We start from the raw sequence: 22,072 nt of genomic DNA, 5'->3' as shown, positions 1-22,072 counted from the left end.
AACTTAGTAGTAAAGTTAAATGTGACTGTAGTTCCAGGATCATAATCTTCTTGTGTCCGGTAAATCTTTGTTAATTCTGAACTAGCTCCGCCCCACGTAGGCACAATTGTCCCATGGTATTCCGTATCAGAAAGCACTATATTTCCGCTACCATTTACTGAATAAGTCACACTATTAACGTCAGCCAGGTAACTGTTCCCATTAGGATCACTCGTATTGAGATAGAGATGTACGTAATTTTTAGATTTATTCTCAATTAAAGAAACATCGACACTCCACGTAATTGAATTGTTTTGGGGATTATACTCACCAACAATTTGCTTAATTGGTTGATTACTATCATTACTTGTGTATGTTAATGTAACCGGCTCACTCATTTGAGTATTTGCACTAGCAACAACAGGTGTACCTGTAGAGCCACTAACCACACTTTCAGAGGAATTTGTTTCACTTGTATTAGTAGGTTCGTCACTGCCAGTCTGCGACCCACTATTACTTTCTTGTTCTGTAGTAGGAGCTGTTTCTGAAGCTGCCTTTTGCAAACTCGTAGATTCACTGAGTGAAATTGACAATGACTGACTCGTAGATACTGACTCACTGGTTAAAATTGACGCCGATTGGCTGATTGACACTGATTCACTAGTTGAACTTGATGAGGATTTACTTGCAGACACTGAGTCTTCGTCAGTTTGACTTGTACTTTCTGTTGTACTTGTACCATCATTTTCGCTTGGCGCAGACAAATTTTGTGACGTAGCCAAAGTTGTATCTGCCTTAGCCACATATGCTTGCGTCGTTACACTTGCACCACCAACCCCAACTAGGGCAGCAGTTGTCAGGGCTGATTTTATTAACCGGCGATTCTCTGCATGCTTCTTTTCTTCTTCCTCAGTTCGCTCTAATTCAACCTTATGTACTTCAACTTCTTTATCAGTCGCATCATTTTTGAATACGCGCAAAACTCCTATCCAGGCAAGTAATTTTTGTACCCAGCCTCTCTTTGTTTTGTACATTTTTACCCGCGTAGTTCTATCTGTTTCTCTATATAGTTTGTTGTATTTTCTAAGTTTCATTCTAGGTCACCTCAACGTGTACCATCTTCATACCAAAGATTAATAGTAACTTATATCTCAACATCTATTTTATACCCAAAACAAATATTACAAAATATATATCTTATATTTTTTATAAATATAGTTTTACATATTTTTAATCAAAAGAAAAAGGACCTCCATTGGAGATCCCTTTCTTGCTAGTTAACTAGCCACTATTCTTTTTTATCGTGCTTGTTCTTCTTTCTTGCCGTTGCAAGTAGTAATGCACTCAAGGCTGCACTAGCTAAACCAATTTCTGCATAGTGGTTGTTTTCTTGACCTGTCTGTGGCAAGGCTTGACGACCAGCAGAAACATTCTTGGCCTTGTTATTTTCTGCAAGGTTAGTCTTAGTTACCGTTCTGTGGTTTGCAAGTGGAACAACGCTCTCAGATGCACTAGAACCATTTGCGTTAGAAGTAGATTCACTCGTACTTACTAAAGCACTTTGACTTGCAGAAGTTGAAGTTGACTGGCTTACACTTTCGCTCGTAGATGTCGTAGCTGATGTGCTTGCACTTTCAGACTTACTGTCTTCGCTGTGATCAGGTAAAGTACTTGGTCTTTCTGACGTTGATTCGCTGCCACTTGGCGTTGCGCTTTGGTTACCTGAGCCACTCACACTTTCAGAACTAGATTCACTTCCTGTTTCTGATTGGGTTTCGCTACCGCTTGGATCCTTGCTTTGACTATCTGAACCACTTTCAGACTTACTGTCCTCACTGTGGTTTGGTAAAGTACTTGGCCTTTCTGACGTTGATTCGCTGCCACTTGGCGTTGCGCTTTGGTTACCTGAGCCACTTACACTTTCAGAACCGGATTCGCTGCCTGTTTCTGATTGCGTCTCGCTGCTGCTTGGATCCTCGCTTTGGCTTCCTGAGCCACTTACACTTTCAGAACTAGATTCACTTCCTGTTTCTGATTGGGTCTCGCTGCTGCTTGGATCCTCACTTTGGCTTCCTGAGCCACTTACACTTTCAGAACCGGATTCGCTGCCTGTTTCTGATTGCGTCTCACTGCTGCTTGAATCCTCGCTAGTGCTATTAGAATCCGTTTCACTTGTACTTTGAGCTTCGCTCGCTGACGTGCTTGCGCTCGTTGAAGCACTTTCGCTTGCACTCGTGGATGCACTCTCACTTGCGCTCGTTGAAGCAGATTCGCTTGCACTTGTTGAGGCACTTTCGCTTGCGCTCGTTGAAGCTGATTCACTTGCGCTTGTTGAAGCACTTTCGCTTGCACTCGTTGAAGCGGACTCACTTGCGCTCGTTGAGGCTGATTCGCTGGCACTCGTTGAGGCTGATTTACTTGCGCTCATTGAGGCTGATTCACTCACACTCGTCGAAGCGGATTCACTCACTCTCCTTGATTCCGACTCTCTTTCACTCTCACTCTTGCTACTTGATTCAGACTCGCTTTCACTCTCACTCGTCAATTGACTTGGAATCGTCGAATCAACTGAACGAGTATCCTGATCGTAGTTGTAGACTTCTTGACCAACCAATTGCCCTTGCAAGTTTTTAGCATCACTAGTAATACCATTTTGCCAGGAGTTAATAATTGCATAACCCCCCGAGAAAGCCCCGTTATAATCTCCGGCCGCAAGCTCGGCTTGGTCCGCGTTACTATGCTGAGTCGTAAAGGTCACCGTGTAAGAAGCATTCATGCTTCGGGAACGATCGCCCCACGATTGAAAATACATAGCTGTCCCAATTGTGTCCTTATTAAAGGACGTGGTAAATGGTGCTTTATTTACCACCATATCTTTGGAATTTTGTCCGTCTCGTGCTGTTGCATTGTCAAATTCGTTCGCACGCATAAACAATTCATGATTTTTATCGCTATTATCACTACTGGTAAAGACCGACTTATTAAAGTTTTCAGGGGTCATATTCCAAATATCCGCATACCGCCCGAATTGATAGTACGGATTCGTAGCTTTACTAATTACCCCGTTTGTTTGATTAACGTCCCCTGGCTTAAATGTGATATCTGTTTCTGGGTTGACATCCCCTGAATTGAGATTATTTGGCGAGTTTCGTACCTTCAGACCAGTTGATAGTCCGCCACCCCAATAGGCATAAGTCGTTCCTGGTCGTAAGCTAATATGGACATTCACATCACCAATGATTTGGTAATCCTTGGTCAGGTAAAAACCCATTTGGGCGTTTTGTAAACCATTATTCAAAGCCTCATCACCATCATAATACATCCCTTGTCCAGGGTAGAAGGTAATCGTCCATTGAGTTTTTCCACCATCTAGGTCCTCTTTTTGTACATTAACGTTGTTCTTAGCCTCATTAATTGTTTGATTAGTCCCTCGACTGGTGTAAGCATTAACATCCCACCATAACCGGTTGTTTTTATCTCCGACAATCCACTTGTATTTATCGTTGCCATTACTTCCCCAATAGGCAGGCGTATCTTTAGGAGCTGTATTTTCATCCGGCGTGCCTAAACTTGAATTAGTTTGAGCATTTGCCATAAAGATATTAGGCTTTATTGACGGTGTCTTTATTTCGTTCATCAACAAAGTAAGGTTATCAATACCATAACCATAATATTCATCTGATTGATTCTGTGTAGGATTAGCTAACACTTCACGATAACGTTGAATAGCAGCTTGATACGCTACTTGATAACTTTGATTAGCTTGCTTATAGCCATCAGTTGCTGTTATTTCATCTGCTTGATTCAACAAACTCTCAAGCTTATCCTTGTTCGTAGTACTTGTCGTAGCACTAACTTCAGAGCTTGGTTGGACACTTGACGCATTTGTTGCTGATTCACTCTCAGTTACAGTATTTGCTTCACTTGCTACTGTTGAAGCTTCAGACCCACTAGTAGTCTCGCTACTAGCACTAGCTGTAGTCTCAGATGTAGAATGCGCCTCTGAATTAGATTGTGAAGTACTTACAGAATTAGATTGAGAAGCACTCACAGAGCTAGATTGAGAAGCGCTCACGGAAGTACTTACTGATGTAGAGTTAACTTGTGAACTACTATCAGACTCAGTATTTAATTCGGAAGTACTAGTTACAACAGACTTTTCAGAGATAGTACTTGTAGTACTACCTTGGCTAACACTTGTAGAAGCTTGACTATCACTCGTAGATTGGGCTGTTACATTTTGTTCGGTTGCCTGTGTAGTATCCGCATGAGCAACTTGCGTACTGACTACCGCACCACCTAAAACTGTTCCAGCCGTAACTGCCGTTCGCAAGGCCTTCTTTTTCGCGTCATTATCCCTAGCGCTACTATCTTTTTCAGCAGCGCGCTTTAATTCGATATTATTAACTTGAACAGATTTGTCTGCGACATCGTCGCTTGCAATCCGCAATAACCCAATCCGTGATAATAAGGCTTGCACCCAATGTTTACCAGCCTTATACATCTTGACACGAGTCTTGCGATCTGTTTCTTTGTAAAGCTTATTATATTTCCTTCTTTTCATAGATTACTCGCCACCCCCGCTGACATAAATTAAACAAACAAATAATTATAGAAAGTTCATTCTAGCTTTATTTTATACCTAAAATTTTAGAAAGCAAATTAAAATTATCTTCTCTATATCAGTCTTTTTTCGCCCCTCCCTTAACGATGATAGCGCTTCATATTTTAGTGGGTTTCGCAGACTTGTATATACTTATTGGTGGACAAGTTAAAATCATGTGTGAGTTTACGCTTTTTCTTCCTTAAGTTTTTCACAACTTTTTATTTTTAATAGCTTTTTCCGTTAAGCTATTGCTCTTTCTTAGATTTTGTTATATTTAAATTCGTTAAATGTTATATATACAGTTGTATATTCAATTTTTAACTATTTTTTTGAATATAAGTATTTACTGACTTTAAACGCCGATAAATGTTTAAAATAACTATCAAACACTTTTTTAACAAATTTGTTACAAAAAATAGCTTTTTTTCAGATAGAACTTAGAAAATAGCAACAAAAAAGCGCTGAAATCAACGTTTTTAAAACATTGATTCCAGCACTCTTTAAAACTTACTAATTATCCTTAACTTGTTTGAGCCGGGCAGCACCAACTGCAGCTGTCATTACTGCACCAGTTACACCCATACTAGCAGAACTTAGGTGGTCTTTAGCTTGGCTAGCTGAATCCTTTTCAGACGCTTGACTAGTAGCTGGAGCTGGTTTAGCCTGACTTGCACTTGGAGTAGCGGCTGCCGTTGCCGTTTCTCCTTGAGGAGTATTGATAAATTCAGCCATTGTTTGGCTAACGGCTGTCAAGTTACCAGTTGCTTTGGCTTCCGTTACTAACTTGCCAAAGTCAGACTGAAGAGGGGCAGCTTCTTCGTGGTTAGCTGCTAACACAGTCGTTGCTTGGGCTTGGCTAGCTGTTGTAGTTGGAGCTTGTGAACTAGTTTCTGCTTCAGAAGCAACAGTTGCACTGGCCTCACTAGTTGCAGCTTGGCTGGTAGTAGTTTCACTGGCTGGCGCTTCTTCTTCACTTGCAGTATGTGAGTAGACTAAGTGGCTTGGATGTTCTACTTGGTTGATTACCCGTTGGAAGTTATCCAAAGCGCTAGTGTAATCGGCTTGGTCTGTTGCCAACTGGGCCTTAGCTTGGCTTAAAGCTGTTTGGTAGAGGCTTTGATCTGCTGGCGTTGCGTTTTGGTAAGCAGGGCTAGCCATGAAGCTATCGGCCTGGTTTACCAACGTTTGTAACTCTGCCTTGCCAGCTTGCACTTGTTGCGTGGTAGTAGTAGCGTTAGTATTTTCTTCTTCACTTGCAACGTGTGAGAAGCGAATTTGGCTCGGCCGTTCCACTTGGTTGATTACTCGTTGGAAGGTGTCGGCCACATTATTGTAGTAATCCGTATTAAAACTGCCACTAGCTAAATCGACTTTGGCCTGTGCAACCGTATTTTGATATAAAGCTTGGTCAGCTGGGGTCGCATTTTGATAGGCTGAACTAGCCATGAACCCATTAGCCTGGTCGATAAATGCTTGTACCCGGGCTTTGCTTGCAGCTAAAGCAGTGTCTGTAGTCACATTTTGACTGCTACCTTGAGTAGTATCCGCATGAGCTACTTGAGCTGTCATCACTGCCCCGCCCAGGGCTACCCCAGCTGCCAAAGATTGCTTCAACCTTTTCTTGGTGTTGGTGCTAATTTGCGCATTTTCAGCCGCAATCCGTTGGTCTTCAATTTGAGCCATAGTCTTGGCCTTATCACTAACCGCCTCACTAGCAGAATGAACCAAGCCCACCTTAGCTAGTAGCTCTTGGCCCTTCTTACCTAAGCGGAAGTTTTTAGGCTCGTGTTTAGTTTCTTTATCTTTATACAATTTGTTATGCTTGTTAACTTGCATAGACATCATCCCCCATAAACTCTATCTAACCCTTACCTGACGACAAACAATGATTCTTCAGCCTCATTATAAATTAAATTTTGCTCAAGGTAAACCAAAAAATCTTTCTATCTAGCGAAGCTAAAAAATAGGCTGGGTAAACTACACCAGTCTAGTTATCTTATTCAAAGCGAACCTTAAAGCGTTCTTCATCCGCAATGAAATCCTTACTGCTAGCAGGCGCTTCAATCGAACCAAATGGCATTTGCGCCCTAAGCTTCCAGTTGCTTGGCAAGTCAAATTCGCTTGCAATCAAATTCTAATCTAATTTCTTTAAATAATTAGCTAAGATAAGTTTACAATAGGCTTTGGATTACATTTTCTAACGAAAGGAAGGTTAGCGTGGATCATTTAGAAATTTATGTTAGTAACCTAAAGACGAGCTACGCCTTTTATAGCTGGCTGTTACCACAACTAGGTTTTGAAGCTTACCAAAATTGGGCGGCTGGATTTTCCTTTCGAAAAAAGGACTTTTACCTGGTTTTCGTCCAAACTCAAGCTAAATATCTAGCAAACGGTTATAATAGGTGTAACGTCGGTCTAAACCACTTGGCTTTTTCAGTAAGTAGTCGCGCCAAAGTGGACTTTTTCAAAAAGCAACTTGAACAGCAGCAGGTTACCTTGCTTTACCCCGAGCGCTACCCTTACGCCGGGGGCAAGGACCATTATGCTTGCTTTTTTGAAGACCCCGACCGCATCAAATTAGAAATCGTCGCTAGAAGGAAGGATTAGTATGTCCAATCGCTATCTCAAACCTAAAAATGTCAAGGAAGCCATGGAGACCATCCAAAAACTCTTCAATCAATACCGGCACGCAGCTTTGACCAAAGAGTTACTTGATTATCACACCAACTTGGCCAACCGGTTACAGACAGATATTTACCGCGAAGCCGTCCGCGAAAATGACAAAAAACAGTTAGCTGACCTGGCTAATATGATTGTGGCTATGCAGACTTGGACTAAGTTGCGTTTAAGTAACCAACCATTTAACGGTAAGATGAAGAACTTTAAACTGGTTAGCCAAAATCAGCCCAAATTCAAGCAGCACGTCCATAAGATAAAAGGTAATCACAATTACCGGGCCAGTCGTCACTAAAATAAGCTCGCCAAGCCATTGTTTCTGACTTTGCGAGCTTATTTTCTCATTTCGGCCTTTGTAAATATCCGTATAAGCCATAGCAAGAACCAATAATCATTAGACAGTTCGTCAGATTTGCTAACCAATTAGTCCAGTTTAAATAGTTCACCAGTAGTAAAAAGTAACAGCAGACTAGAAAAGCTGGCAGTGGTGCAAACCTCCATTTCTTGGGGACCGGCACTACTAATACCAACACTACTAACATTTCTAATGTAACGCTAGTCAGCATTTCTAGTACGTTAGCGGATGGCAAGTCCCCAATCCCCAAGGTATCTATAAAAATAACTAACACATACTCCAAGTAACTCTTTTTCATTTGCCATCACCTAACTGTGTCAAAAAAAATATCCACTCACCGCTACCACCTAAAGTTTAACACAACGCTCAGATTATAAAATGTTCGAACAAGTCGGCGCTTCTTTAGTCTTTTGCCTACTAAGTTGTGCTATTTACTTAGGCAGTGCAAGCTTTCTAAAAGCAAACTAAATAAAAGCCTCGCAAAGTCAGTTTCGGCTTTGCGAGGCCTATTTGGTAGACAATTTATTTTTGTAGATTTTGCTTAAAATATTTTTTGATTTGCTGTTAAATTCAGGCGCACCGACTAAGTTCAGCTAACTTAGTCGCCAACTAAACCCACATAGTGGGCGAAGCGCATGAAGCCTGCCTGACCAGCTTTCGTACGCTTATATACACCAGCATCCTCAAGCACCCGCTTGAAGACTTGCCCCACCTCTGCCTTGACGATTTCGCTAGCATTAGCAGGCGTTAATTCCGGATGCTTAGCCTTAATTTCATCGGCCCAAGCTTGGTGGTAGGCCTTGATTTCATTAGGCTGCCCTAACAGGTACTTGGCTACTTCAGCTAGTTCTGCTTTCAAGCGCGGCGGCAAGATTGCCAAGCCCATGACTTCAATAAGCCCAATGTTTTCCTTCTTAATGTGTTGGACGTCTTGGTGAGGATGGTAGATTCCATCGGGGTACTTGGCTGAAGTTTGGTTATCCCGTAAAACCAGGTCTAACTCAAACTTGCCATCCCGCTTACGGGCAATCGGTGTGATTGTATGGTGCAACTCTCCCTCCGATTCGGCCACGATTTGTAAGTCCTCATCGGAGTAAGTACGCCACTTAGCCAAAATCTTGCTTGCCAGTGCCACTAGCTCTTCCTTACTGTCTGAACTCAAGCGGATGACAGACATTGGCCACTTAACAATCCCGGCTGCGACGTTAGGATAACCAGCGAATTGTAACTGTTTTTCAACTGGGGCCTTTTCCATGGCGAACACGTGCCGCCCACCTTGATAATGTTCGTGGGTTAAAATTGATCCCCCAACGATTGGTAAGTCGGCGTTGCTTCCTACAAAGTAACCGTCAAACTGATTGACAATACTCAACAGGCGTTCAAAGGTTGCCTGGTTAATTTCCATCGGCTCATGTTGGCTATCTAGGAAGATGCAGTGCTCGTTAAAGTAAGCGTAAGGTGAATATTGGAAGCCCCAGGTTTCTCGTCCGAGCTTAAAGCGAATAATTCGGTGGTTAGCCCGCGCAGGGTAGTCAACCCGCCCTTGATACCCCTCATTTTCTAAGCACAGTTGGCACTTAGGATAGCCAGCTTGCTTCATCTTTTTAGCAAGCGCGATGGCCTTAGGGTCCTTTTCTGGCTTAGAGAGGTTGATGGTAATTTCAATCTCACCATACTCGGTTGGCACTTGGTAGTAGATATTCTTGGCGATGGCCTTTACCTTAACATAGTCGTTTTGCCTACTTAAGGCATAAAAATCACTGATGGCTTGACTTGGATTCTGATGATAAGTTTCCCAGAAGCGTTGGTTAACCACACTCGGTCTAGGGGTGATGAAGTTCATTAACTCTGCCCCCAACGTATCGCCTTCGTTAAAACTTGCTCCCACCTTGCCGTTTGCTTGCGCAAGGGCTACCAACTCATCTTTCAAATCAATGATTGCTTCTTTAGTGGTAGTGCGGTCAGCACCAGCTTCACCAACTAGGGCTAGCACCCGATTCTTCAAATAAACTGCGTCTAGGTCAGTGTAATCACTATTAGCAATTACCTGCGCTACAAATTCATCTACTAATTTACCTGCCATCTCAATCCCGTCCTTAATTAAAAATTACAATACCTTGGTGCCATCAGCGATTTCTGCAATGTAGAAGGCTGGGGCGTAACCAATTTTAGCTGTATAAACCTTACCCACTTCTTCTGTAAAGGCTGCTACCTTGTCTTTGGCAACAATTGCGATTCCGCAACCACCAAATCCAGCCCCGGTCATGCGGGCACCAAGGACACCAGCTTGCTTCCAAGCTGTGTGTGCCAAGGTATCTAACTCAACCCCAGTTACTTCGTAGTCATGCTCTAATGAAACGTGGGAAGCGTTGACTAGGCGACCAAACTTGTCCAAATCACCTGCTTGCAAAGCTTCTTGGGCTTGCAAGGTCCGTTGGTTTTCCCAAACAGCGTGACGAGCGCGCTTCAAACGGTTTTCGTCAGCGATTAAGTAGCTATATTCGTCAAAGGTTTGGGCATCTAATTGACCCAAGCTTTGAACATCTAACTTAGTTTGGAGTTCGGCCAAAGCTTGTTCACATTCACCCCGCCGTTCATTGTACTTAGAATCAGCCAATTCCCGGCGCTTGTTGGTGTTCATAATCACAATTACGTTATCCTTTAAATCAAGGGGAACTAATTCATAGTCTAGGGTGTTAGTATCTAACAAGATGGCCCGGTTGGCTGCCCCCATCCCGACTGCGAATTGATCCATAATCCCTGAGTTAACCCCGATAAAGTCGTTTTCAGTCTTCATCCCGATTTTGACGATTTCAAGGCGTTCAATGTCTAGGTCGAATAACTCTTGGGCGATAACCCCCATCAACATTTCGATTGAGGCTGAAGATGAAAGCCCCGAACCGTTAGGAATATTACCATTTAGGTAAATATCCATCCCCTTGTCGATTGGATAACCAGCTTCCTTTAAGAAGTGAATCATCCCTTTAAGGTAGTTAGTCCAACCATCAGCCTTATCAAAATGTAAGTCGGCCAAAGGCACTTCCACAATCCCTTGGTCTGCAAAGTTAGCTGAGTAGAAACGGAGTGTTTGGTCGTCACGCTTCCGCGCAGCTCCGTATGTACCTAGGGTAATCGCACATGGGAATACGTGGCCCCCGTTATAGTCGGTATGTTCACCAATTAAATTAATCCGTCCAGGTGAGAAGAAAGTTGCATCTGCTTCTTGTTGAAAAATTTTACTAAATTCTGCTTTTAAATCTGCTTTATTCATAATTAATTTACCCCTTTAAGTCGTATTATCAGAAAGCGTTTTTATTTACAAGCTTATTCTATCCTTAACTGAGTAAAATTTCAAGTATTATTTAGTTAATTTTTACTAACTTAACCGAATTTATTTACCAAATAATTTTGGCCAGTAAAAAAACGAACCTCTTTTTACAAAGAGAGCTCGTTTAAACTTTATGCCTAAATTCCTTCCAAACTAAAGGTGACGGTTAACGGCTTGGCTGCATCCAGCCAGTAGCGCTTATGCACTGGCGCGCCCCAAGAGTCATCGCCCCCAACTCCCATTTGGGCCGCTAAAATCCGGACCCAAACAAAGTGAGCGGCTGGTAATTCTTCCTGGTGACTGGCAGTTTCTAATTCGTAAACCGAGTTAGGTAAGACACTGCCTTCAAAGGCCTGGTCGCCAGCACTAAACCGCAGGCCGTGTCCTAATTCATCGGTAACTTCCAACCAGCGTAGGCCAGTCCGGTTCCCTGTTTCTTGGGGAACCAGGTAAGGCGCCTTATTTTCCTTAGCGGTGGTCTCAAAAATCCCTAAGCGGGCACCGGCTTTCCGGTCGCAATAATTTTCAGATGGACCGTAACCATAGTAGCGCACGTTTTGGTAAGGGGCCTTTAGTTTAAAGTCCATCCCGTATGCGGGAATTGACGGTAAGTTTTCATAGCCTGGATAGCTCAACTTAATCGTAACCTTACCGTGACTATCAACGGTATAAGCCACCGTGTGGTAGTATTCACCAGCTAGTGCTAGTTGGTGTTTAAAGGTAACCGTGACACAATCTGCCTGTTCTTCAATCTTAGCGTCAACGTGCTTTTGGTAAAGACCAGCTGCTAACCACATCCCCCGGTCAAAACCATGTTTAACCCCGCGGTCATTATCGGTTTGGGCCCGCCAAAAGCTCGTCTTCGGCGTCCGGGTAATGTATTCTTTGCCGGCGTAGACATAGGAAACCAAACCTCCTTCGGCTAAGGAGAGTAGCACGCTAAAGTTTGGCCCGTGCACGCCAATGTTAACGTCGCCGTGAACAACCTTAAGTGTGGCTGGCTTAGCAGGCTTGGTTTGACCTGCAACCTGCTTAATAAATTGGCCAAAGGTTAGTTCATAACCAGCCGGAGCCCAATTTGTAGCCTGGCGCAATTTTTGACTAACCTCATAAGTATACTCACCCGGCGCAAGTGCTTTTGGAAAGTCCACCTTGAAACTAGCTGTTTGCCCAGCTGGCACTACCCACTGGTAATCCTTGTGCCAGATCGATTGCCCAGCTTTTTTCAAGCTAACTTCAAAGTAACTGTCACTGGTATCAACAAATAAGTTAGTATTTCTAACGGTGACTTCCTTGTCAGTTAGACTCAGCTTAACGTTGGCATATAGTTGCTTTACTTCTTGGGCCTTAGGCGAGGGAGTCCGGTCGGCAAAGACAATCCCGTCCCCACAAAATTCATAGTCGGTAGCCCGGTCATCCCAATCACCACCGTAGGTTAAGACTTCCTGGCCAAATTCATTGTGCTTGAGGAGGGCTTGGTCAATGTAATCCCAGATGAACCCTCCTTGATACTGTTGGTACTTGTCTTCCAAGTCAGTATACAGGCTCATCCCGCCCAAGGAATTACCCATCGCGTGCATGTATTCACAGGAAAGGTAAGGTTTTTTCGGCTTGGTTTCTAGGTAGGCTGCAATTTCTTGCGGCTTAGCATACATCCGACTTTCCATATCGGAAATTTCATCATAATCCCGGTTCCAAAAGACCCCTTCATAGTGAACTAGCCGGCTGTCGTCTACCCGGTGGAAGAACTTGGTCATCGCTAAAATATCGCTCCCGGCGTAAGACTCATTTCCACAAGACCAAATCAAAACGGCCGCGTGGTTCTTATCCCGCTGAAAGAGGCTATTAGCTCGATCTAAAACGTTAGCCTGCCACTCAGGTTTATTGCCCGGTACATTCCAACTTGGTTCACATTGACCTAGCTTTTGCCAAGAGCCGTGACTTTCTAGGTTCGTTTCGTCAATCATGTACAGGCCGTATTCATCACAAAGCTCATACCAGCGACTCTGGTTAGGGTAATGAGAGGTCCTAACCGCGTTAATGTTGTGGGCCTTCATAAACTTAATGTCCCACAGCATCTCCTCTTCCCCAATGGCCCGGCCCTTCTTATAGGAGAACTCATGACGGTTAATTCCTTTAAAAATGAGGCGGTGGCCATTCAAGAGCATCAAGCCGTCTTTGAGTTCAAAGGTCCTAAACCCTACTGGTTGTTGGACAACTTCGACTAACTGAGAGTCTTTTAAGATTGCCAATTCCAGCGTGTATAAGGTAGGGCTTTCTGCGCTCCAAGCAGCCACAGCAAGGTCTGTCAGTTTAAAGCCAATCTCTGGTTGACCATCCACAAAGCCCTCTGTGATTAAATGGTTTTCTTGGTCTCTCAAAGCGTAAGAAACCGTCACTTCAGCCAAATCACCAGTCAACTTGCCTGCTAGCTCCAGCTGACCCTTTTGATAATCGGTCCCCATAGTCGCTTTGACAAAGACATCTTCCAAGTGGGTCTTAGGAACTGCGTAAAGGTAGACATCCCGGAAGATACCGGAAAAGCGCCAAAAATCTTGGTCCTCAATCCAACTAGCAGCCGAGCGCTTGTAGACTTCCACCGCCAGCTTGTTTTCCCCAGCTACCAGGTAGTCGCTCAGTCTAAATTCGGTTGGACTAAAAGCATCTTCCCCGTAACCAACAAAGTGACCGTTTAACCAAACGTAAAAGGCTGTTTCCACCCCCTGAAATGAGATAAAGACCTCTTTTTGCTGTAAGGCTTCATCAAGTTCAAAGGTTTTGACATAAGATCCAACTGGGTTATAGTCTTTAGAAATCTTAGGTGGTCGTAGCTCATCTAAGCCATCCCACGGATACATCGTATTAATGTATTGGTTTTTATCATAACCTTGCATCTGAATGTGCCCTGGAACTTGAATTTTATCAAAACCAGTCGTATCAAAATCAAGTCGGTAAAAATCCTTGACCCGTAAGCTGGGGTTTTGAGCGTAACTAAATTGCCAGGTGCCATTTAGCGACTGGCGCAACTTCATCTGCTTAGTCGCCGCCTCTTCATAAGATTGATAGTACTTATGGTCTGAATGGGCGGGAATTTTATTAACCGCAAAAACTTCCGGATCTTCTAACCATGCTAAACTTGCTTCCATTAAATGTAACCTCCTAATCTAGTGCCTTAAAATGATAACTTTTTGACGTGTAATCTTGGTGGACCACCGGATCATAAAGACCCAGCTTCATTAACTCGGCCCCACTATATACTTGCCCCGTGGCTTCTTCACGATAGAGCAATTCTGGCTTTAACCCGGCTAAGTGTGTCTTAGTCAGCGCCCCCTGAGCAAAAGCTTGCTCCTGGAAGGTAAAGAGCATCGCTTCTCTTTGGTCCGGACTGACAAACATCCAGGCCGTTTGATTTCCTTCGTGTGGGCCCTTCAAGCGGTAGAACTTACCATACTGGATTAAGGTCCGAATCCGCTGGTAGCTAGCAACCTGCTTTTTGACGGCAGCCTGCTCTGCTTGACTCATCTTCGTTAAGTCTAGTTCATAACCAAAGACCCCGCTCATCGCTACGGCCCCCCTAGTTTTCAGTGGTGTTTGCCGCCCTGTTTGGTGATTAGGCACGGCTGAAACGTGGGCTGTCATCGTTGAAATTGGGTAGGCTAGCGAAGTCCCGTATTGGATGGTTAAGCGGGCAATTGCGTCGGTATTATCACTCGCCCATGATTGTGGCATGTAATAAGCCCAGCCGGCATCGAAACGGCCCCCACCACCAGAGCAGCCTTCAAATAAGACGTCCGGATAGTTCGTGGTTAGCTTCTCTAAGAGGGCATATACTCCTAAAATGTAGCGGTGATAAACTTCCCCCTGTCTGCTTGCTGGTAGGCCCACCGAGTAAACATCAGAGATATTGCGGTTCATGTCCCACTTAATGTAGTCAATTCCTTGGTCTAAAACCTGGCTTAATTGTTGGTAGACATTAGCTTGCACCTCAGGCCGACTCATATCTAAAACAAATTGGCTCCGTGACGGACTAGGGGCACGACCTGGAACTTGCATTAGGTAGTCTGGGTGTTGCCGGTACAAGTCCGAATCAAGCGAAATCATTTCAGGTTCAACCCAGATTCCAAATTTCAATCCCTGTTCATGTACGTAGTCGCTAAAATGCTTAATTCCTTGAGGAAACTTCTTTTTATAAACGGACCAATCACCTAACGAACTGGTGTCATCATCCCGGTGGCCAAACCAACCATCATCTAAGACAAACATTTCAATCCCTAACTTCTTAGCGTCAGCCACAATTGGTTTGAGCTTTTCTTCGTCAAAATCAAAGTAAGTCGCCTCCCAATTATTCACTAAAATTGGGCGTGCTTGGTGCTTAAACTTACTTCTAACCACCCGCTCTTGAATAATTTGGTGGAAGGCTTGACTCATTCGGTTTAAGCCGGCCTCCGAGTAAGTCATTAACACTTCCGGCGTCGTAAAACTTGCCTGGGGCTGTAGGTCCCAACTAAAGTTATAATCGTTAATTCCAATCAATAAGCGGGTTTGGTCAATTTGATCTTGTTCCAGTTCGAATTTGTGGTTACCGGAATAAACCAAGGCAAAACCATAGGCTTCCCCACTAAATTCATCCGTTTTCGGTTCAACCAAGGCCAAAAACGGGTTCATGTGGTGACTGGAACTGCCCCGGCGGCTTTCAAAACTCTTCACCCCCGCCGTCACCTTAGCCCGCGTTAAGTGGCGTTCATTAGCGTGCGCGCCCGGTAGGCAAATCGATTCAAAGTCCTTGGCAACAAAGTCTATCTGCAGTGAGGCTAACTTTTTAATCGTAACCGCCTGGCTCCCCAAGTTAGTCAGCTTGCTAGACCGAGTAATAATGGCCTGATCTCGGTAAATCGTATAGTTCAACGCTAGCTCTAAGTGGCTGACTTCATCGACTAAGTTAATAATTAAGGTTTGAGCTTCCGTCTTATCTTCCACAAAGGCTTGGGGTAAGCCAGCTAATTCTGGCTTGCCGTCCACAATTTGGTAGTCTTTAAAAATCCACCTAGCTGCCCGGCTGCCATCAGCATGTTCAATGATAGCTGCTGGCAAGCGGTAATCACTATCCCCACTGGCACTATATTCTTGTGGTAAAGTATCTAGCGAATAAGTCCGGTCTGTGTGCCCAGGTAAATTTCCTGAAAAACCCCGGTCAACCCGCGGATACCTCAATTGACCATGGTAACTATCAATAGCGCTCCCAAAGTATAGGTGACTCAAAACGCCTCCTTCTTCCAGCGCCAATAAATAGGATATTTTGCAGTTATGTAGGTGAAAAACGCCTTGCTGTTCATCAAAAGTAATTAATGCGGTCATCAAAAAACCTCCTCCAACTGTCGTTTCTACTATTTCAGAAAACGCTTACTAGTAAATTTTACTATATTTTACTTAATGTTTCAATTAATTTAGTTAACGATTTTATTTTTAACTTATCTATGCTACAATATTTTTAATTAAGAACTGTTCTAAGGGGGTTTTCTCATGGCTACAATTAAAGACATTGCTGAGCGCGCCCAGGTTTCGACCGCAACCGTTTCCCGGGTCCTCAATAATGACAAGTCCATGTCAGTTAGCGCTGAAACTAAACAACGTATTTTTGAAGTTGCCGATGAATTAGACTACACCAAGCATAAAAAGCAACATCCAAGCAAAACGGCAACTAATAAGCTAGCAATTGTTCAATGGTATACCAAAGAAGAAGAATTAGATGATTTATACTACTACTCCATTCGGGTCGGGCTCGAAAAACATGCCCAGGAGCTAGGCTTTGACCTCGTCCGAATCTTCAACAACGATCCGTTAACCGACGCTCAAAATGTGGACGGCATCATCGCCATCGGTAAATTTTCCGCCAGCCAAATCAAGAGCCTAGCCAAACTCAATAGCAACCTGGTTTTTGTCGATAGCGACACCTTAAATGCAGGTTACAGTTGCGTTTGCACCGACTTCCAAAATTCGGTCACCAACGTTTTGGACCACTTCATTAACCAAGGGCAAACCAAAATTGGGATGTTAGCCGGTGAAGAAGCCACCTCTGACCGCAAGCTATCCTTGATTGACCCACGTTTTTCCACCTTCAAACACTACCTCAGTGAAAATGGCCTCTATAATTCTAAGTACGTCTACGTAGGTCCCTTCACTACCGATACCGGCTATAAAATGATGAAGGCCGCCATCAATGAACTAGGAGCCGACCTACCCCAAGCTTTCTTCGCCGCTAATGACGCCTTAGCTATCGGGGCTTTACGTGCCTTACAAGAAGCCAATCTCAGTGTTCCTGACCGTGTCAGCCTCATTTCCTTTAACGACACCTCTGCAGCTAAGTTCGTCTACCCCCCTTTATCTGCAGTCACGGTCTACACTAAGGAAATGGGCCAAGCGGCCGTCGATTTACTCAAGCGTAAACTAGATCAACAGGACCTAGGCGTACCGCGGATGATTAAAATTGCTACCAAGTTGACCTTACGTGGCAGTAGCCTTAACTAGGGGGAATTCTATGCTAACCTATAATGTTGATTCCGAAATCAAACTAGCCCTACCCCGCCCAGAAATCGACGGCCCTAAGCTCTTTGCGCTAATCCAGGCCAGTCCCAACCTAGGCGACTTTCTTCCCTGGGTTAAACTTACTAAAGTGGCGGCTGATGAAGAGAGTTTTCTACGCCAATGTAATGAACACTGGGCCAAGGGGCGCTCTTTAAACCTAGTCATCCACTACCGCAACCAAGTCGTCGGTACGCTTAGCCTAAATAGCATCCATGATTGCCACGCCGACATTGGTTACTGGCTCGGGCAAGAGTTTGAAGGTCGCGGCATCATGAGTCGGTCAGTCGCTGGCCTCATCTCCTTAGTCAAAGAAGATTATCCCCACATTAAACGCTTGGAATTACTAGCAGACGTAGCCAACACCCGCAGTAATAATGTTGCCAAGCGACTCAATTTCACTTTTGAAGCCTGCCTCAAGCACCGCCTCAAACACTACGATGGCACAATTCATTCGGCTAACCTCTATGCTTTTTACCTAGACTAGCCCAACAAAAAAGGTTGAAATCAGCTTACCTCCAAGTTGATTTCAACCTTTTTCTATTGAAAAATTGAATTTAGTAGATTTTCTAAATCGGCAGCACTACTCCTAGCAAAAACAACCACAACGCTAGCCACAAACTCAAATGAGCTATCTTTTTTTGAAGTAGTCTATATTCTGTTAACACATCTTTTACATAGTTGAGAACATATTCTTTATACTGCTCGTATTCTTTATACTGCTCGTATTCTTTATATTCCTCAAGTCCTTTACGCTCCTCAAGTTTAGCAAAATACGCTTTCAGTATTCCCGGTGTTTTATCATTTATAGCTACCATTATAGAAGCTTGGCAGCTAATAAGCACAAAAAGTACGCTTAGTATCCATAGACTATATTTTGACATGCTATTTGGAATAATACCACTTATATTTCCAATCATTAAGACGACGACACCACCAAGGACTATCAGAATCACTATCCGTAATCCCCTATCTATCTATATACCAATAAAACATATTTTCTTTTTTGATTTGTTGGCGGACATCTTTTCGGATTTGCTTCTTCTTTTTAATTCTCTGCTTGCTAACTCTCCATACCCTCGTCACTTCTTTTTTAGCATCTTGCCAATATTTTTTTGCATCTTTCCACCACTTTTTTAAATTACTCTTACGCTGAGCCATAGTAGCCCGCTGGAAAAGTATTCTTCTCAACGAAATAATTTCAACTTCTGTCGCTTTTCTTTCTTCTGATTTTGCATCCGCTTCATCTGACGTAACTTTTTTCTTGCTCAGTCCTTGTCTAATAACTCTAGTTCTTAATTTTCTAATTTTTATAATACATACTGCAATCCTTGTTAAAAAAATCGTACTCAAAATTAGTAGTGCTAAAAATAGGATCAACATAAAAAATGCATTTAATCGCAAAGCTTGGATTAATTTAGGTAAAGCAGCAATTAGTGTAAGCAGTACTAGACTTATCAAATCAAGCGCTAATTTTAAATTTTTTAACAACTCCGTAACCTCCTCAGTAGCTTGACAGCTAAACACTCCTAGTCAAATCCCTAAAATAGGGCCGTAGGTTAATTATAACCCTCTCTTGTCAGATTACCAACTCCGCTAACTATTTAGCTACCAATTAATGCCACTACTACTAAAAAATAGGCTACCAACTTCTGCAGTGGTAGCCTATTTCAGTGACGTTGGTTCAAGGTTTGGTTAAACCAACTTGCTATTTACTTTGTAAACTTAGTACTTCATCTTTGGCGCTGACCATGGTGCCACTAGCTAGCTTGAGGTCAATGTCTTTGAAAGCATCGGAGTTAGTAACCGTCACAATCACGGTGTCATCTAAACCGGCTTTCTTAATGGTTGGATCCCAGAACTCTAGAATTTCTTGGCCAGCCTTAACGCGCTGCCCTTCTGTCACGTAGGAAACAAAGCCCGTGCCCTTTAGCTTAACTGTTCCTAACCCAACGTGAATCAAAAGGACGACCCCATCATCTGACACTAAGCCCACGGCGTGGCGGGTAGTGAAGGCTTGGCGAACGGTAGCGTCAAATGGAGCAAAGACGCGGCCGTCACTAGGCTTAATTGCAAAACCTTGGCCTAATTTGCCGCTAGCAAAGGTTGCATCATTAACTTCTGCTAGGGAAATTAATTGGCCTGCGATTGGAGCCTTGACACTTAATGCTTGGCTAGAAACGGCTTCCGTTTCGCCTTCACCTAAGTATTCATCCCAAGTCTTTTCAAGTTCAGCCACAATTTCGGCGTGCTTTTCTTCGGTTAACTTAACCTTGAAGAAGAAGACTAGGGCCCCTAAGATGATTAAAACAAATGGAATCCCAAATACATATAACTTGAAGGACATAATTCCGTGAGCAGTCATTGTCTTAGCGGTTGCCCCAGTGGTCATTCCGGCAGCTACGGCCGCAATCCCGATGACTGAGTTAGAAACCGCACCCCCGAATTTATCAAGTAAAGGACGAACTGATAAGGTAAGTGATTCGTCACGGTGACCTAACTTAAGTTGCCCGTATTCAACGCAGTCAGTAATTGTCATTAAAACTACTAAGAATACTAATGGTTGTGGGATGAAGAAGAGTTCGGCTGCAACTAAGACCATTGCCAATGAGGTGCCGGCAATCGTGAAGACCCCAATCCCGCAAAGCATGATGAAGATGCAAATGAAGAAGAGGTTTCTTCTGTTAATCTTGTCTGCTAGTTTAGGGAAAAGCGATACTGATAACAACCCCACTAAGGTGTTGATGGTCCCTAGTAATGTGAATTGAGCTGCGTGACCCAATACGTAGGTAAAGTAGTAAAGCTCGGAAGCGTTTAAGATACTTACCCCAGTTGTATATAAAACGTAAGACAAGGCAATTGCCATTAACTGATCATTTTTCACTAACACTTTCAAAACGTCTTTAAACCCAGTTTTTTCAGTGTTTTTCCGCAAGTCTGAATCAATTTCATGGGTACCAAGTCCAACCCCGACGGCAGTCAAGAAGGAGATAGCAGCCACAATAAAGGCAAACCAGAACCAACCCCGATTATCACCGGCCCCACCATTTCTACTCATTGAGAAGAAGAGGACGATTGGCATGATAACCACACTGACAATGTTACCACCGATGGTAGAACCAATCCGGGCGAAGGTCGCTGTCTTTTCCCGTTCCTGTGATGAGAAGGATAAGGCGGGAATCATGGACCAAAAACCAATATCTTTAAAGGAATAAAAGATATCCATGGTGATGTAAATAATTGCAAATAAGATTAGGTATAAGCCTGGATTAGTCTTGTTTAAACCACCCATGTCGGTAAATAAAATTAACAACGAAACAGAACTGATTAATCCACCAATTACAACCCAAGGCTTAAATTTACCCCAGCGGGTCTTAGTGTTGTCGATAGCGTTTCCAATAAATGGGTCAATTACTAATTCGACAATTCGTAAGGCCGCGATAATGTTGGTAATGTATAAAACCATCCGGTCATTTTGGGCTTCGTTCCCCGTGTTAAATAGGTGCGAGGTAACAAAAGTAATGAAGAATGTTGATAAGGTCGCATAAAAAATATCGTGACCAAATGCCCCAAATGAGTACGCAATCCGTGATTTAGCGTTACCGCTTGTTTGAGGTACAGCTTGACTAGTACTTTCCATAGGAGTCTATCCCCTTTTCTACTATAATTTCTTTACAAGCATTATAGTAAACGATTTCAAGAAATTTTTCAATACTTTTTAGTAAATTTTTAGTGAAATATTTATTGTTTTTTACCACAAAAAAATAGTAGTTACCTCACCGCTGTCTCACTGGTAACTACTTTCTACTATATATAAGATGTACTTTCTAACCATAACAAAAAGTCCTTGGATGATTTCCTCGGACTTTTTAACTAATATTTACTACAAAAATTACCGAAGAAATTAAACCATAAACACTGGGAATTAAATAAAATGGAAACCTATTTAAAAAGCAATGTTTTCTAACATTCAAAAAAAGGATTAAAATATTCAGCCTCAGATAGTTACGCACCTAGTGCCTCACGTAGCCTCTTTAAATTTTTGTTGTGCCAACCAATCATACTCAACTTAGGAAAATCAACAAACAACTTGACCCCTTCACCATCCCTAGCCTGCTCAGTTAGTTCTAGCACTAAGCTAGTGGCCAGTTCTCGTTCATAAATTGACGCCTTTGCAATCTTTTCAGCGGGTATATATAGTCCATCATGAAACGTCCCTTGCTTGCTTTCATATTCCGCGGTGAAAAAACCCCCTAAACGCGAAATGTGGACGTAACTAGTCTCAACCTTATCCTTACGCAGGGCGTTAACGGAAAGCAAAACTGCTTCAGGTTGATATGTTACCTCGGGAATTACCGACTGCATGTAATCCCGGAATTTTTCACGATGTGAAAATCTAAACTCCATTCCACACCTCCATTCTGCCAACACTATTTACCCTAAAACTATCATTTTGTGTAACTTTTTGCAATTCTTTTTTAGTTAAATTGCACAAAATCTACCGCTTTTTTAATTAAAATCTTAAAGCCTTTAAATTAGCTACCGTCAT

The 22,072-nt window shown here is 43.1% G+C and carries 15 protein-coding genes and 1 pseudogene; 4 read left to right on the top strand and 12 right to left on the bottom strand.

Annotation, left to right across the window (positions count from 1 at the left end; translation table 11 throughout):
• Nucleotides 1–1,267: 1,267 nt before the first annotated feature.
• The 3 genes and pseudogenes from N4597_RS00280 to N4597_RS00270 form a co-directional block, all read right to left on the bottom strand.
• Nucleotides 1,268–4,543, bottom strand: coding sequence for a KxYKxGKxW signal peptide domain-containing protein (locus N4597_RS00280; RefSeq protein ID WP_260904031.1), 3,276 nt, complete (start codon nucleotides 4,541–4,543; stop codon nucleotides 1,268–1,270).
• A gap of 552 nt (nucleotides 4,544–5,095) precedes the next feature.
• A complete protein-coding gene (locus tag N4597_RS00275; protein WP_260904029.1) occupies nucleotides 5,096–6,421 on the bottom strand; it encodes a hypothetical protein in 1,326 nt (441 codons plus the stop codon).
• A 160-nt stretch (nucleotides 6,422–6,581) separates the two neighbouring features.
• Nucleotides 6,582–6,713, bottom strand: a pseudogene (locus N4597_RS00270) (nitroreductase family protein); the annotation flags it as partial.
• A gap of 89 nt (nucleotides 6,714–6,802) precedes the next feature.
• On the opposite strand from N4597_RS00270, the gene N4597_RS00265 reads away from it, so the two are divergent.
• Together N4597_RS00265 and N4597_RS00260 are read left to right on the top strand one after the other, a co-directional pair.
• Nucleotides 6,803–7,192 (top strand): VOC family protein, encoded by a 390-nt coding sequence (locus N4597_RS00265; protein ID WP_204784117.1) that lies wholly within the window; start codon nucleotides 6,803–6,805, stop codon nucleotides 7,190–7,192.
• Nucleotides 7,188–7,556, top strand: a complete 369-nt coding sequence (locus tag N4597_RS00260) for a hypothetical protein (protein WP_101811471.1) — start codon at nucleotides 7,188–7,190, stop codon at nucleotides 7,554–7,556. Before N4597_RS00265 ends, N4597_RS00260 begins: the two co-directional genes overlap by 5 nt.
• A 46-nt stretch (nucleotides 7,557–7,602) precedes the next feature.
• Here the strand turns inward: N4597_RS00260 and N4597_RS00255 are convergent, their stop codons facing one another.
• The 5 genes from N4597_RS00255 to N4597_RS00235 all read right to left on the bottom strand — a co-directional run bounded on the left by N4597_RS00255 (nucleotide 7,603) and on the right by N4597_RS00235 (nucleotide 16,299).
• Complete coding sequence (locus N4597_RS00255; RefSeq protein WP_260904025.1) at nucleotides 7,603–7,914, bottom strand: hypothetical protein; 312 nt, start codon at nucleotides 7,912–7,914, stop codon at nucleotides 7,603–7,605.
• Nucleotides 7,915–8,214: 300 nt separating this feature from the next.
• Nucleotides 8,215–9,699 carry a UDP-glucose--hexose-1-phosphate uridylyltransferase gene (gene galT / locus N4597_RS00250; RefSeq protein ID WP_260904022.1) on the bottom strand — a complete coding sequence of 495 codons (1,485 nt, stop codon included), beginning with the start codon at nucleotides 9,697–9,699 and terminating at the stop codon, nucleotides 8,215–8,217.
• Nucleotides 9,700–9,723: 24 nt separating this feature from the next.
• A complete protein-coding gene (locus N4597_RS00245) occupies nucleotides 9,724–10,887 on the bottom strand; it encodes a galactokinase (protein ID WP_204784121.1) in 1,164 nt (387 codons plus the stop codon).
• Nucleotides 10,888–11,081: 194 nt separating this feature from the next.
• Nucleotides 11,082–14,090: a glycoside hydrolase family 2 TIM barrel-domain containing protein gene (locus N4597_RS00240; RefSeq protein ID WP_260904018.1), complete on the bottom strand. Its 3,009-nt coding sequence runs from the start codon at nucleotides 14,088–14,090 to the stop codon at nucleotides 11,082–11,084.
• 13 nt (nucleotides 14,091–14,103) lie between these two features.
• Nucleotides 14,104–16,299, bottom strand: coding sequence for an alpha-galactosidase (locus N4597_RS00235; RefSeq protein WP_260904014.1), 2,196 nt, complete (start codon nucleotides 16,297–16,299; stop codon nucleotides 14,104–14,106).
• A gap of 165 nt (nucleotides 16,300–16,464) precedes the next feature.
• Here N4597_RS00235 and N4597_RS00230 point away from each other — a divergent pair, with 165 nt between their 5' ends.
• Both N4597_RS00230 and N4597_RS00225 read left to right on the top strand, forming a co-directional pair.
• Complete coding sequence (locus tag N4597_RS00230; protein WP_260904012.1) at nucleotides 16,465–17,469, top strand: LacI family DNA-binding transcriptional regulator; 1,005 nt, start codon at nucleotides 16,465–16,467, stop codon at nucleotides 17,467–17,469.
• 10 nt (nucleotides 17,470–17,479) lie between these two features.
• Nucleotides 17,480–18,010, top strand: coding sequence for a GNAT family N-acetyltransferase (locus tag N4597_RS00225; protein WP_202021546.1), 531 nt, complete (start codon nucleotides 17,480–17,482; stop codon nucleotides 18,008–18,010).
• A gap of 82 nt (nucleotides 18,011–18,092) precedes the next feature.
• Here the strand turns inward: N4597_RS00225 and N4597_RS00220 are convergent, their stop codons facing one another.
• The 4 genes from N4597_RS00220 to N4597_RS00205 all read right to left on the bottom strand — a co-directional run bounded on the left by N4597_RS00220 (nucleotide 18,093) and on the right by N4597_RS00205 (nucleotide 21,930).
• Complete coding sequence (locus N4597_RS00220; protein WP_260904009.1) at nucleotides 18,093–18,479, bottom strand: hypothetical protein; 387 nt, start codon at nucleotides 18,477–18,479, stop codon at nucleotides 18,093–18,095.
• A 13-nt stretch (nucleotides 18,480–18,492) separates the two neighbouring features.
• Nucleotides 18,493–19,014 carry a hypothetical protein gene (locus N4597_RS00215; protein ID WP_260904007.1) on the bottom strand — a complete coding sequence of 174 codons (522 nt, stop codon included), beginning with the start codon at nucleotides 19,012–19,014 and terminating at the stop codon, nucleotides 18,493–18,495.
• Between the two features lie 217 nt (nucleotides 19,015–19,231).
• The gene (locus tag N4597_RS00210; RefSeq protein WP_050611437.1) at nucleotides 19,232–21,163 is read right to left on the bottom strand and encodes a PTS sugar transporter subunit IIA; all 1,932 of its coding nucleotides are present in this window, start codon (nucleotides 21,161–21,163) and stop codon (nucleotides 19,232–19,234) included.
• A gap of 365 nt (nucleotides 21,164–21,528) precedes the next feature.
• The gene (locus N4597_RS00205) at nucleotides 21,529–21,930 is read right to left on the bottom strand and encodes a hypothetical protein (RefSeq protein ID WP_172585770.1); all 402 of its coding nucleotides are present in this window, start codon (nucleotides 21,928–21,930) and stop codon (nucleotides 21,529–21,531) included.
• Nucleotides 21,931–22,072 lie beyond the last annotated feature (142 nt).

It is taken from the genome of Ligilactobacillus agilis (assembly GCF_025311475.1).
Classification (GTDB): Bacteria; Bacillota; Bacilli; order Lactobacillales; family Lactobacillaceae; genus Ligilactobacillus; species Ligilactobacillus agilis.
Note: the sequence above shows the minus strand (reverse complement) of the source record. Positions and strands in the feature narration are given on the sequence as shown.